Source organism: Adhaeribacter soli, assembly GCF_008727925.1.
Classification (GTDB): Bacteria; Bacteroidota; Bacteroidia; order Cytophagales; family Hymenobacteraceae; genus Adhaeribacter_A; species Adhaeribacter_A soli.
Map to the genome: position 1 here is coordinate 301,225 of NZ_VTWT01000006.1, position 13,053 is coordinate 314,277.

Genomic DNA, 13,053 nt, shown 5'->3' on the forward strand with positions numbered 1-13,053 from the left:
GTTTTCAGTACCGGGTTCTGAAGAAGGCTTTTTGGAGCAGCACAGCAGCGCTATGGTGCGGGAAAAAGACGAACGCAGGTTCCGGTAATGGAAGTTGGCAGCGCAAAGATGAATTTTAAACCTACTCTTAAGTATGCTGCAAAGGTATTGCCTTAAAACGCCGGTTATCGTGACCAAAGTTACTTGGCCGGAGTTTTAAAGCTTGGAATGTTACCGTTTTATAATTCAACCGTGGTAAATCCTTCCTGCTGCAGATCGAACATGTAGGTTAAGCCATTAGGGACAATGGTGGAACCTTCCATTAACGCTTCGGGGGCAATCTTAAACTTTTCCAGCGACATGCCGCAAACCGTAAACGTTACCCCGGCAGCTTTACCGGCTTCAAAAACCGCCTTCAGGTCGCTGTCTTTTTTAAAGGCCTCTACCGATTTCGAGCAAGCCATTACCACAATTTTACCGGCGTTGTATTTCGCTTCCTTTCGCATGGTTTGGGCGGTATTTACGGCTGCTTTCAGGTGGTCGGGCTGGCTGATCAGGATGCCGTAATTTTTTTTGCCGGTAGACTGAGCCTGGTTGGAAGAGGTGGAAGAAACGTTTAAGCCATTGGTCGAAGTGCAGGAACTAAACAATATAGATCCTGCCAGCACCATTATTGCTGATCCGGCGGCACTTCTCACATTTGGGGTTAGCGTTTTTTTACCGGCCAGGTACTGATCCAGGCCATAGGCCACCGCGCCATTCGCCATGAAGAAAACCAGCATTCCCATAATGGCAATGTTCTTGAAAAGCGGCCCCATGGTTGCGGCGCTGCCCATTTGAATGGTTATGGTAATTGGGATTAAGATCAGCATTAAAAGCAATGCGGCAAACCGGGTCTGAAAACCAGCCAGTAACGCAAGGCCACCGGCCACTAACCCAACTCCCGATAAAATAACGAGCAATTCCGGATTGGCCAGCGAAGTTGCCAGAAAGCCCATTTTCGCTTTTTCGAGTCGGGCAGCTGCCTGGGCTGTTTGGAATAAATGGTTTAAGCCTGCGGTAATAAAGATGAGGCTGCCCATTACGCGGAGCGCCAGGAAAGAGAATTTATTTAAAGTTGTTTGTTGCATGATTTCTAAAATTTAAAGTGTAAAAACGCTATGTTTTTGAATGAAAAAGTCAGGGTTTTAAAAGATTAGCGGAACACATAATCTACGTTTGGCACCTGTGAAAGCACCGGCGAAGGCAGATCAAGAACTTTAGCGCGTCCGTCGATTTTGGGCGCTACGGTACCTTTGGTTTTCAGGTATTCGGTTATGGCTTCGTGGGCGGTGTAATCCAGCACCTGTGGGTTCCTGGCGTTGGGCATCCGGCAAAGCATGTGGTCGGGTTCGCCCCGGCGTAAACAGGCCGCTACTTTGTATTCCTTTTTCAGATCCAGCTGCTTCCCGCCAATTTTAATGGATTGTACCCGCTGGCCCTTCGGTGCATTGGCATTAAAAGTCATTTCCATTCCGGAAAAACGAATCACCCAGCCACCGAAACGTTCCAAAGGCTTTTCGGAGAAGACGTTGTGCAGTTCCTTTTCCATCCAGTCGTGCAGTTGCTGGCCGGTAGCAAGGCCGGTTTTTACGTTCTCGTTCACCGGCAGCATGTTCCAGAGATCGCCGTAGGTGATGGCTGCTTTGCCTTTTGCATCCGGAATGATTGGATTGCCGAAGCGGAAACCGTTGGAAATGGCCACGTCGGCGCCGGTTTTCCAGCGCAATGCATCGGTTATCATGTTGTCCATGGCATTTTCCACTACCAGGTAGCGGTAAAGCGGTTCCGAAGTATAGCCCAGCACTTCCGCGATCTGGTTTTGGTAGGGCGCTAACTGGGTTTCTACTATTCGTTGCACTTCCGGATCGGCGGGATATTTTTCCGGGTCCACGTCGATCAGTTCGTAGCGTTGGCCCACAATTTTGCCGTCTTTCATATCCAGGTCCAGCCGGCCGACAAACGAAGCGAAAGCGCCGGGTTCCAACACCTGGGCGTATTTGCGTTTGATCGGTTTGCGGATGCGTTCGTGGGTGTCGTTACCGAGGATGAAATCAACCCCCTTGATGTATTCCTGGTCTGCCAAATGAATCTGCTTGGAAATGCCGATGTGCGTAACCAGGAACAGGACATCTACCTGTTGCTTTTTCTTCAGTTCCTGAATAAGCGCTTGCAGGTTGTCTTCTACCTGTTTAAAAATAAGGCCTTTGCTGAACGAAGGATTCTGCCGGATCGGAACTTCAGGATCATTGTACGAAATAAAGCCCAGCTTGACGCCGTTCGCTTCCTTTACAATGTAGGGCGGGTACAGCATCCGGGTGGTATTTTCGTCGTAAATGTTGGCGCAAACCACCGGTTTCCCGAAAGCTTGCAGCACTTTTTTCATTTTATCCGGACCGTACACCACTTCCCAGTTTCCCGGGATCAGGAAATCGTAGTCCATAGCTTGAATAATGGGCCCGAACGCTTCGCCTTCCGTAAGGGCGGCAATGGCACTGCCCTGGATCAGGTCGCCGCCATCCACGATAACCGTTCCGTTCGGGTTTTCGGCTTTTACCTGCTTAAAAATGGTTTGAATGCTGGCTATGCCGCCCCGTTTTTTGAACACGAATTTACCGTCTTCCACAAAGAATTCCTGGTGCGGTAACAGTTGCCCGTGGATGTCGGCGGTTTGGAGAATGGTAACGGTTTTTACGGCATTTTCGGTAGCGTTTTGAGTAGTTGCGGTGGCTTGGTTTTGCTTGCCACTCTGGCAGGAAGCCAGGAAAATACCGGCTGCCGGAAGCGCTGTGCGTGCTATTATCTTAAGGATAGGAATCATGTTTAACTGGTTAAAGGTTAGGGCTGAACGGTTAAATAGTTGTTGGCTTGCAATTGAAAAATGCGGAGGTAGCCGTTGGAAATTATGGTGGCCGGTGCCGGTAGTTTTTGCTTATCGGCCTGCAGTTTTTCCAGGGCCATGTCACAGACGGTAACTTTAAATTTTCCGTCTGATCTTTCGGTTACCAGTTGGTGCAACTCCGGATTTTCGGTTAGGCTTTTAGCCAGTTTTCCAATCACCACCACTTCAAAATTCCGGACCGGAATACCGGCTTCGGTAAGTTGCCGGTAGGTAAGCCAGGCACCTTTCAGGTGTTTATCTTCTTCGGCCAAAAAGGCGTAATTCCGGTGGTTCTTCAGGTCGTTCTTTTCCTGTTTGGTAAGTGGGGTAGGGGCTTGGGCGATGGTTTTGGTACTGCTAAACGTGAACAGAAAAACCACTAGCAAAGGCAGCACCCATGCAAAAGGTTGCTTCATTTGTTTTAATGCTTTAAGTGAAAATTGAGGAAAACAGCATGGCTGCCAGACACAGATCAGGTTGAAAGAATCGCCCGAAAACCAAGCAAAACTGCAAAGTAGTTTAGAAATGAAGCGGCCTCAAGGTGTTGAAACCCAGTAAATAAAAACAGGTTTCAGCAGCTTAAAAAGCCCTCCGGTTCAGACAGCAGAAAATGGAAAATTAAGCGAACCTTGGAGGATCAGGTTCTTCGGATGTAAAAAGGGAATGGTAATAAACTGGTTGAAACGGTGCTGTTTCAGGTTTGGTAAATAGTGGTAATACCGCCAGGGAAAGAGCTAACGGGGGCGGCGCTAATTTGCTGAGGCAGACCTTCACTTCAGGAGCAGGTTGGTCGGTTTCGCCGGAAGCTGGTAAGGAAAGTTGCTGTTCGGAATTTTGTGGTTTCTGAGCAGCCAGCAAAGTAGCCCGGGTTTCCGAACGAACACATTCCTTTTTAAAAACCACGTACCCGGTGCTGGCCGGGGCAACCTGCAAGAGGGCCCAGGCGCCAAGATGGATCAGTAACATCAATCCGGATAATATGCGCAGGTGGTCTTTCAAATGACGGTGGTTTTCTGCTTCAAAAGTATAGCGTTTGCTTTAGTAAGTATGTGATAAAGGTTACACACACTGAAAAGGGCATTCGTTTCTTTGTAACGATTTAACAAGCCCGAAAGTATTTTTTGTTTTCTGAAACACTGTTCCTAAAACAATAGGCTTTACAATGCTGAAAGTAGTTTTTGCAAAACTGCAAAAATTCCGGCAGGGCCTTGGTGACTTTTATCACTGAAACTGGCAGGAGAATTCCGGTAATTACGCTTTTTATATATTAAACGAGAAACGCATGAAAAATCTGCTCTTATATTTTCTGGTTGCCTTCACTTTTGCCTTTAGCAGCTGCGTCCAGAACCCTTCGGCTACAAACCACAACCTGACCGCTCCCGCAGTAAAAAACCTGGTCCAAACCAACCCGGAAGTAATTATTCTGGATGTGCGGACACCGGAAGAGTATGCCGCGGGTCACGTGGCCGGGGCCGTGAACCTGGATTATTACGCCCCCGATTTTGCGGAGCAACTCGACAAACTCGACCGCCAGAAAACCTATCTACTGTACTGTGCTTCCGGCAACCGGAGCGGAAAAGCGGCAGCTATTTTTAAGGAAAAGCACTTTCCAAAATTTTATAATTCCACCGCCGGCTTTACCGGTTTAAAAGCCGAAGGCGTTCCGACCAATTAAACCGTGCCTGAATCAAAAAACAAAATTTTAAGATTAACCCTTTTCTGGGTGTTCATTATCCTGGTTTTGCTTACGGAAATTATTAGTGCTCCCCTGGCCTTGCTGGCCGGCATTTTATTGGGATTAACTTTAGGAAATCCGTACCCGAAGCAGCTGGGAAAGTTTACGAAGTATGCGCTGCAGGTTTCGGTAGTGGGGCTGGGCTTTGGCATTAACCTGAACCAGGTAGCAGCCACGGGCTTGTCCGGCTTTTTTTATACGGCCATTTCCCTGGCGGCTACCATGGTTCTTGGTTGGTTTTTAGCGAAGGTCTTTGGGGTAGAAAAAAAGCTAAACCATTTGATTTCGGCAGGTACCGCTATTTGCGGCGGCAGCGCCATTGCGGCCGTGGCACCGGCCCTGAAAGCTTCGGAAAAAGAAATCTCGGTGGCCCTGGGCATTGTGTTCATTCTGAATGCGCTGGCCTTGTTTATTTTCCCGGTTATCGGCAAACAGCTGCAACTTTCGCAGGAACAGTTTGGGGTGTGGGCAGCCATCGCCATTCACGATACCAGTTCGGTAGTGGGAGCCGCTACTAACTTCGGCCAGGAAGCGCTGGAAATTGCCACTACTTTAAAACTAACCCGGGCTTTATGGATCATGCCCATGGTGCTGCTAACCGGTTATCTGTACAGAGCGGAAGGCAAAAGTGCCGCTTTCCCGAAATTTATCTTGTTTTTCGTGGCCGCTTCGATAGTCAATACCTTTTTGCCGGACTTGGAAACCGTTTACCACATCTTAACGACCCTCGCCCGGAAAGGCCTGATCGTCAGTTTGTTTTTAACCGGCACCGGCATCAGCTTGTCCTTGCTGAAAACCATCAGTTTCCGGCCATTTTTGCAAGGCGTTTTGCTTTGGGTGCTGGTAGCAACCGGTTCGCTGGTGGCAATTCTGTATCTGATCCCGTAGAGAGCAACCTGAATTAATTGAAGCAAGGAAGCGGATGGCAAACCGCAATATGCCAGAGCAGTTTTTTGGTGCAGGCGATTCGTGTTTCCTTTAAAATATTTAAGTTGCCAGGCAGAGAAAAACAGGCGATTATCAGGGCAACATTTGCGGGCGGATAAAACATTTCAGAAGTTTCATACCTCTGACTTTTCAGGGGCAATTGATTTTAGTTTGCATTCAAAAGCCCGCCTTTAATTAATAAGGGCGGGCTTTTGAATGCATAATTGTGCAGTTATTTTTTAGTGAATTACCCTGCCATTTTCCCGTATTAATGCGGAAGTTTGTTCTGAATCAGGCCGTAAAAATAAGTGCCGGCAATGCCGCCGAAGATCGCCACTAAAATAGGCCAGTAGCCGTGCCCCAGGTTCACGAACAGCGGCCCCGGACAAGCCCCGACCAGGGCCCAACCCAACCCGAAAATGGTACCGCCAACTAGGTAACGGGTAATGGATCTTTCTTTGTTTGTAAAAATGATCGGGTTGCCTTGGACATCTTTTAACTTGTATTTTTTAATGGTATAAGTAAGCACGGCTGCCAGCGTAACTGCGGTGCCAATTATGCCATACATGTGGAAGGACTGGAAGCGAAACATTTCCTGGATGCGGTACCACGAAATGGCTTCCGATTTGCTCATGACAATGCCGAACAGAATGCCGGCTACAATATATTTCAGAAATTTCATCGTTGCTTTTGTTTAATTATAATTACGGTCGAAAGCCTTAAAAAATGAAGGGCAGGAAAAGGTGCGTCATCAGCAAGCCACCAATGAAAAAGCCGACAACGGCTATTAAGGAAGGCAGCTGCAGGTTAGATAATCCGCTGATAGCATGGCCCGACGTACAGCCCCCGGCATAGCGGGTACCGAAACCGATCAGGAAGCCGCCGCCCAATAAGATCAGAAATCCTTTCAGACTGAACAGCGCTTCCAGGCTGAACAATTCTTCCGGCTGCATGCCTTGCGGCGCTGCAAAACCTATTTGAGCCAGATCCTGAATTGTAGCCTGCGAAATTTGTACGGCCTCGCCGTTGCTCAGGTATTCCGACGCTATAAATCCACCAATAATGGAGCCCACCAGAAACATCAAATTCCAGATCTGGGTTTTCCAGTTGAAATCGAAAAATTTTACGGTCCGTCCGGCCCCACAGGCCGCGCAAATGGTCCGGAAGTTCGACGAAAATCCGAATGATTTCCCGAAGAATAATAGAATGGCCATTACCAGGACGATCACGATTCCGGATGTGTACCAGGGCCAGGGTTGTTTTAGTATTTCAAGCATTTTGAGTGCGGGTTTGTTTTTTTGTTTAGTCGTATTTCTAAAGTTTCAGGTGGTTTTCTTTTGCTGGTTTTTTAACCACCCCCAACCCCTCCTTGAAAAGGAGGGGAGCTGATTTCTGCTATATTTTAATAGTTTCGGTTTTAAGCAGGCGGTAGAAATGGTATGGTTTACAGCAGAAAAAGTCAAATAAAAGCAATGCTGTAAAAGCTCCCCTCCTTTTCAAGGAGGGGTTGGGGGTGGTTACTAATTTAAAGCAATTACCACGGCCAGGAAGCAATGCCACCGGCTAAGTTATACACTTTAAATCCCTGTTCGGCCATTAATTTACAAGCTGAATCGGAACGGCTGCCGCTGCGGCAGAATACGAAATATTCCTTGCTTTTATCGAGCTTGTTCAGGTTGGCCTGCAATTCACCGGTCATGATATCGAGGTTGCGGGAGCCTGGGATGGTGCCGCCCTTAAATTCATCGGCTGTGCGTACATCCAGCAATTCGGCCTGGGCTGCCTGGGTGAATTTTTCTTTGAAGGCTTTACCGTCCAGGTTTTCGTAATTTTTCGGGGTTGCCTTAAATAAATTGAACATGCTATTTTCTTATTTTAAATTAACATATCTAATCTGTTCTCCCGGCTGGGGGTACTGCATTTTAAGTCAGTTTGAGAGCCCAACCGGAAGTCCAGCATTTTTTTGCCCTTCAGCCTAGCGTTTTTTAGCCGCTTTGGAAAGACGATACTAAGTTCGGCAGAAAGGAAAGGGTGTTCAGTGACTTTGGTTACACCGGCAATTTTTATAACAATATTTCTTTCAGGATAATATAAATGCCCATAAACAAGACAAACCAACCAAAGCCGGTCTTTAGCTTATCTCCGTGGATGCGATGGGATAGGGCTGAACCTGCAAAGATTCCAATTACCGAAAGCGAAGAAAAAATTAGCAGGAAGCTCCAGTCGATGTTGTAATTGAAAATATCGCCTACAAATCCGAACAGAGAATTAGCCGCAATAATAAGCAGGGAAGTACCTACCGCCATCCGCATATCCAGTTTGCTGAAAAGCACCAGTGCCGGAATAATCAGGAAACCGCCCCCGGCGCCTACCATACCAGAAATAAGCCCCACGCCAATTCCCTGGCCTAGTAATGCCGGTATATTGGGGGTAGGTGTTTCTTCATCGCTAGCCGCGTATTTCTTTTTGCGGATCATGCTGATAGAGGCGAAAACCATTAGTACCGCAAATAAAGTCATCAGCAATAAGCCTTTTGTTAATTCAAACGTGCCAAAATTTGCAATATGCTCCGGAATTGCCGGCACGATGAACCGGCGCGTAAGAAAAACGGTAATTAAAGAAGGTATACCAAAAATCAGGGCCGTCCGGAAACTCACCAGTTCTTTCTGATAGAATTTATAACTGCCTACCAAACTCGTAGTGCCTACTACAAACAGCGAATAGGCCATGGAGATCACCGGATTCAGGCGCATCAGGTAAACCAGAATGGGCACCGTAAGGATAGAGCCGCCGCTTCCGGTCAGGCCCAGAGATAAGCCTATGAGCAAAGCGGCAACGTAACCAAGTATTTCGAGAATTTCCATAGGGTTTGAATGAATTACCCTGCAAAGTTACCGCAACCGTTTGCGGCAGTCAGTGACTATTATCACGCTGCTTTTTTTGAAAATAAAAACTCAAAAAAATAGCCCCGAAGGGCCATATTTCTAAACCTTTTCAAGGTCGTGAACTTCGATGTAATTGCGGTGAAGGGTAAGAGCTCCGGTTTGTTCCAGTTTTTTAAGTAGGCGGCTGATCACTTCCCGGCTGCTGTTCAGATCGTCGGCGATTTGCTGGTGCGAGAGTTTTATTTCGGGGCCGCTTACCTGTACGTGGCGTTTCAGGTAAAACAGCAGGCGTTCATCCAGGCTCTTAAAAACAATGCTATCGAGGGTTTGCAGTAGTTCTTCGAAGCGGTCCCGGTAGGAAGCGATCACGAAATGGTGCCAGGTTTTGTACTTGGCCAGCCATTGCTCGGAAAGTTGCTGCGGAATTAAAACCACATCGGAAGGCTGCACGGCTTTGGCTTTTACCTGGCTGGTTTCGGACCGGGCAGTACACATGATGGAAAGCGCACAGGCGTTGCCGGGCTCCAGGTAATACATTAAAAATTCGTTCCCATCGTCGTCTTCCCGGTACACTTTCAGCAAACCCTTCAGCAACAAAATATTAGACCGGATGTATTGTCCGGTTTCGATCACTGAATCGCCGGCCTCCAGGTGTTTTACCACGCTTTCCTGCGAAATAGTATCCAGTAAGGGTTGTTCGAACTGCGGGAATTGTTTGTGGATTGCTTCTTTGTTTGGGTTTTCCATTCGGATTTTTATTTTGAAGATACGAATGTTTTGGAACCTTCGGCTTAAAATAAAAACCCAAGCCGGCCCTTTTTAAAAGAACCGGCCTGGGTTTTTGGGCCTTAAAGCTACCGTTTTACTTTTTAAAATTGTTTACCGCTTCGCTTAGGTCCAGGACCTTGGTATCAGGCAAGGCTTTTTCCAGAATACTGCTTCCGGCAGCTGAGCGGTAACCGCCGGCGCAATGTACCACTACCGGTTTATCGGCAGGCACTTCCTTTGCTCTTTCCCGCAACTCCGGCAGCGGTATGGTTAAGGCGTTTTCGAAGAATTTACCGGTTTTCGTTTCCGATTCGTTCCGGATATCCACGATGGTGTAGTTGTCCGGGTTTTGGAGGAAGGCGTTCAGGTCAATTTCCGGGGTGATAGCAGCGGCTGCTTCGGTTTGTACAAAGGCGCCTTTTATCAGTTGCTCGTACCCGATCTTGGAAGCTTTTTTGATCAGATCATCCAAATCCGCTTCGTTTTCGGCAATCAGGTAAAACTTCTCTTTCGGCGAAACAATGCTGCCCAGCCAGGTTTCGAATTTACCGCCGTTCTGAATGTTGATGGCTCCCGGCAAATGACCTTTTTTGAACGTTTTCTCGTTGCGGGCATCTACCACCAGTGCGCCGGCTTCGGGCTTAAAGTTTAAACCTAAACGGTTTACGCCGGCAATACTGGTTTCGTAAGCCGGAGCGCCCTGCTTGTTCAGGCTTACATCGTAGCCAAAGTATTTCGGAATAAACGGCTGGTCGGACGTGATCAGTTTTACGAAAGCATCTTCCGTCATTTCGGCCAGGGCATAATTGCCGATCTTCTCGGCACCAATGGTGCTGCTGTTAGCATTAGAAAGCGATTTGCCGCAAAGCGAACCTGATCCGTGGGCCGGATAAACCAAAACATCATCAGCTAATTTCATCAGTTTTTCCCGGGTGCTTTGGTACAACTGACGGGCCAGTTCTTCGCGTTTAGCCGTAATACTACCGGCATTTTCGCGCAAATCCGGCCGGCCAACGTCGCCGATAAACAGCGTATCGCCGGTGAAAACCGCTTTATCTTTGCCTTCGTGTTCCAGCACAATGCTGATGCCATCGGGCGAGTGACCCGGTGTGTGCAGCGCCTTCAGTTTAATTTTACCGAATTCCAATAATGCGCCTTCGTCGAAAGCCTGGTGCGGATAATCGGCGCCTACCAGGCTATGCGTGTAAATGGTCGCTCCGGTTTTCCGCTGAATTTCCAGGTGTGAGCTTACAAAGTCGGCATGCGGATGCGTTTCGATTACGCCGATAATTTTAGCGCTGTGTTGTTTGGCAAAATCGTAATACGGTTGCGGGTTCCGGGCCGGGTCGATCAGGACCACTTCTTTCGCACATTCACTTAAAATGGCATAGGCATAGTGGGCTAAACCCTTGTCTTCAAACTGTTCGATTTTCATATCTTTTATTTTTTAGTTTCCGGTTTCCGGTAGCTTTTAAAGGCTTCCGGTTAATTATATTACAAAGGTACGGCGGTGAAAAAGGGCTTACAGTGACCTTTATCACATTGGTGATTTTGGAAAATTTGTGGCCTCCTGTGGCGCGCAGGGTTGTTTCATTCTAAACTAAATGCGTTTTTTTGGATATTTTTATCCGAAAACTTCCTGCCGCGGATTTATTGATCCCTGGACTGTGGCATGAAAATGGTCCATGCGGGTTAATAAACCCGCAACAGGATACTTCCGGATCGATAGATCCGAAAGAGCAAACAGCTTATTAACTTAGACCAGAAACCTAAACCAGCATTCTTGAGAATAAAACAGCCCTGCTTTGGAGCGGGAGGGAGTGTTTATCTGGATAATGGGTGCATTTCCAGGTGAGCCATCAGGTAAGCAAAAAAATTTATGACCTTGGCTGAAACCTCTGTGAAATCTACCGGGATCATTCCTTTGAATTTGGTATTCACTTGTCTAAGGTTTGCAAGTATTTGCAATTTTTGTTAAACTACCTGGCAAAGGTGGCAAACGGATCAAGCCCGTTCAGTGACAAGAGTTACAGAAGGAAAGGAGTTATTGATTTGCCGCATGAAGCGATAAAACTCAGGGTGTTCTTAGGGTCTGTGAAAAAGTATTTAAGAAAAATAGTAAAGGAGGTGTCTCGTCCTGAAATAAGTTGACGTGTTTTAGACGAAATTACTTTTAAATTTTAGACCTCCAATGCTTTAGTATTGGAGGTTTTCTTTTTCCACTTTTTTACCTGAAGTTTACTTTGCCGGTGCATCTGCTCGGGTGTGAGATAATGGCATGAAAGATGCGGTCTTTGGCTGTTGTAAATGCCTACTGATTCGCTGATCACAGCCACTGCTTCCAGGTGATGGGCAAAACCCCGCTCCAAGTCGAACTCATCTTTTAAGATGCCATTCACCCGCTCAGCTACCGCATTCTGGTAAGGATCATATTTTTCAGTCATGCTCGGCTTTATCTGCGCCCGCTTCAGCAGCAGCTGGTATTCCTCAGAGCAGTACTGCAGGCCCCGGTCGGAATGATGGATCAGCTCATAGCCATTCTTCCTTCTTCCAAAGGCCAATCTTAAAGCCACCACCGGGCCGTCTGCCCGCAAATCTGCCCATGATCTTTTTGGAATAAGCATCCGTTACCAGCGAAAGGTAGCTTTGGCCGCTAAAGGCAGGAATATAGGTGATGTCTGAAACCCAAACCTGCTCGGGGCGGTGGAGGGTAAGGGCTTCCACCAGGTTGCGGTGCTTTTTCATCCAATGCTTTGAATCGGTGGTTCTATGATAGCTTTTCTTTGGCTTTACCAAAAGGCTCATGTCCCGGAGGATGGAAAAGTGCTTGTCGCGGCCCACCTTCATGGTCTGGCGCTGCTCACTGAGCAAGTAGTGGAGCTTACGGGTGCCTAGGCGCGGCATGCGCAGGCGAATCTGCTGCACCATCTCTACTACCTTCTCTTTGAGGGCCTGTCCCTGCCGGGTCCGTTGCTGGCTTTGGAAATAGGCTTGACCGGAATAGCCAAACAATCTGCAGGCTTGAGCAAGGCTCATGGCTTTCTCTTTACGGAGCTGGCAGACTGTTTGGGCAAAGGATTTTTTCGGATCTGGATGCCCATCTGGCCATCGGCTACGGCAATGGTAGTGTCCAGTTGTTTAGCTTTAAGCTCGGCTTTCTGGAGCTGTATTTGGGTCGCGGCCAGCTGCGCTTCGAGCGCTTTGATGCGCTGGTTTGGTGTCTGAGACATTGCTGTTGTGTTTAACTGCCAAGTTAAGCGACCGTGCTTACGAAGCCAAACCAAAACTGTGCTCCGGCCCTGGATACCGTACTTCCGCTGGGCTTGTTTGTAAGTCAGATCTCCCCGCACTACCTCCGCCACAACGGCCAGTTTAAAGCCTAAGTTGTAATCCCGCTGACTGCGCTTACTTTTTTTCTCTGCTAGTTTTTCCATGAAAAGCTGTTTTTTATGTCAGCCTATTTTAGGATAAGACACAGTCTTAAATAAAGGCGCAAATCTGATTTATTTACGATGGCATATTCAATCGTCTGACTGGTATTTAATGGGTTATAATCGTAAATATTGGAAAAACAAACCGGTTTTAACAATTGTTTAAGGTTGCAGCTCTTTCAGATACCGTTTCCGACTTTATCCGTCCAATACTTTAAAGCGGAACTATTAGCGTTTTTCATACGGCAGAATCCAAGATTTCAGGCCTTGGGAGTTATAGGTTTTTAAGTAAAATTAACTTTTCAGGGAATTAAATGTTTTTTGATTTTCCGCGGCATATACGTTCCAGGATCTGTGATGCAGTAGTTTATCCTTACTGCGATCGCAAGTTACTTTTCACAGCAGCTA

At 47.4% G+C, this 13,053-nt stretch carries 12 protein-coding genes and 1 pseudogene; 2 read left to right on the forward strand and 11 right to left on the reverse strand.

Annotated elements, in window-relative coordinates; translation table 11 throughout:
- Positions 1 to 218: 218 nt before the first annotated feature.
- From F0P94_RS12540 to F0P94_RS12555, 4 genes are all read right to left on the reverse strand, one after another.
- On the reverse strand, positions 219 to 1,109 hold the full coding sequence (locus tag F0P94_RS12540) for a DoxX family membrane protein (RefSeq protein WP_150904230.1): 891 nt from the start codon (positions 1,107 to 1,109) through the stop codon (positions 219 to 221).
- A gap of 65 nt (positions 1,110 to 1,174) precedes the next feature.
- Positions 1,175 to 2,839 carry a bifunctional metallophosphatase/5'-nucleotidase gene (locus F0P94_RS12545; protein WP_150904231.1) on the reverse strand — a complete coding sequence of 555 codons (1,665 nt, stop codon included), beginning with the start codon at positions 2,837 to 2,839 and terminating at the stop codon, positions 1,175 to 1,177.
- A 17-nt stretch (positions 2,840 to 2,856) separates the two neighbouring features.
- Positions 2,857 to 3,315 (reverse strand): hypothetical protein, encoded by a 459-nt coding sequence (locus F0P94_RS12550; RefSeq protein WP_150904232.1) that lies wholly within the window; start codon positions 3,313 to 3,315, stop codon positions 2,857 to 2,859.
- A gap of 202 nt (positions 3,316 to 3,517) precedes the next feature.
- A complete protein-coding gene (locus F0P94_RS12555; protein ID WP_191907033.1) occupies positions 3,518 to 3,865 on the reverse strand; it encodes a hypothetical protein in 348 nt (115 codons plus the stop codon).
- Between the two features lie 316 nt (positions 3,866 to 4,181).
- On the opposite strand from F0P94_RS12555, the gene F0P94_RS12560 reads away from it, so the two are divergent.
- Both F0P94_RS12560 and F0P94_RS12565 read left to right on the forward strand, forming a co-directional pair.
- Positions 4,182 to 4,574, forward strand: coding sequence for a rhodanese-like domain-containing protein (locus F0P94_RS12560; RefSeq protein ID WP_150904234.1), 393 nt, complete (start codon positions 4,182 to 4,184; stop codon positions 4,572 to 4,574).
- Between the two features lie 3 nt (positions 4,575 to 4,577).
- Entirely contained in the window at positions 4,578 to 5,522 is a 945-nt protein-coding gene (locus F0P94_RS12565; protein ID WP_150904235.1) for a YeiH family protein, read from the forward strand.
- A 307-nt stretch (positions 5,523 to 5,829) separates the two neighbouring features.
- On the opposite strand, the gene F0P94_RS12570 is transcribed toward F0P94_RS12565, so the two are convergent.
- From F0P94_RS12570 to F0P94_RS12600, 7 genes and pseudogenes are all read right to left on the reverse strand, one after another.
- Positions 5,830 to 6,243 (reverse strand): YeeE/YedE family protein, encoded by a 414-nt coding sequence (locus F0P94_RS12570; RefSeq protein WP_150904236.1) that lies wholly within the window; start codon positions 6,241 to 6,243, stop codon positions 5,830 to 5,832.
- Positions 6,244 to 6,280: 37 nt separating this feature from the next.
- Complete coding sequence (locus tag F0P94_RS12575) at positions 6,281 to 6,838, reverse strand: YeeE/YedE family protein (protein WP_150904237.1); 558 nt, start codon at positions 6,836 to 6,838, stop codon at positions 6,281 to 6,283.
- Positions 6,839 to 7,095: 257 nt separating this feature from the next.
- Positions 7,096 to 7,422 (reverse strand): rhodanese-like domain-containing protein, encoded by a 327-nt coding sequence (locus tag F0P94_RS12580; RefSeq protein WP_150904238.1) that lies wholly within the window; start codon positions 7,420 to 7,422, stop codon positions 7,096 to 7,098.
- Between the two features lie 202 nt (positions 7,423 to 7,624).
- A complete protein-coding gene (locus tag F0P94_RS12585; RefSeq protein WP_150904239.1) occupies positions 7,625 to 8,425 on the reverse strand; it encodes a sulfite exporter TauE/SafE family protein in 801 nt (266 codons plus the stop codon).
- 120 nt (positions 8,426 to 8,545) lie between these two features.
- Positions 8,546 to 9,193, reverse strand: coding sequence for a Crp/Fnr family transcriptional regulator (locus F0P94_RS12590; protein ID WP_150904240.1), 648 nt, complete (start codon positions 9,191 to 9,193; stop codon positions 8,546 to 8,548).
- A gap of 115 nt (positions 9,194 to 9,308) precedes the next feature.
- Entirely contained in the window at positions 9,309 to 10,649 is a 1,341-nt protein-coding gene (locus tag F0P94_RS12595) for an MBL fold metallo-hydrolase (protein WP_150904241.1), read from the reverse strand.
- Between the two features lie 745 nt (positions 10,650 to 11,394).
- Positions 11,395 to 12,648 (reverse strand): annotated as a pseudogene (locus F0P94_RS12600) (IS3 family transposase).
- Positions 12,649 to 13,053 lie beyond the last annotated feature (405 nt).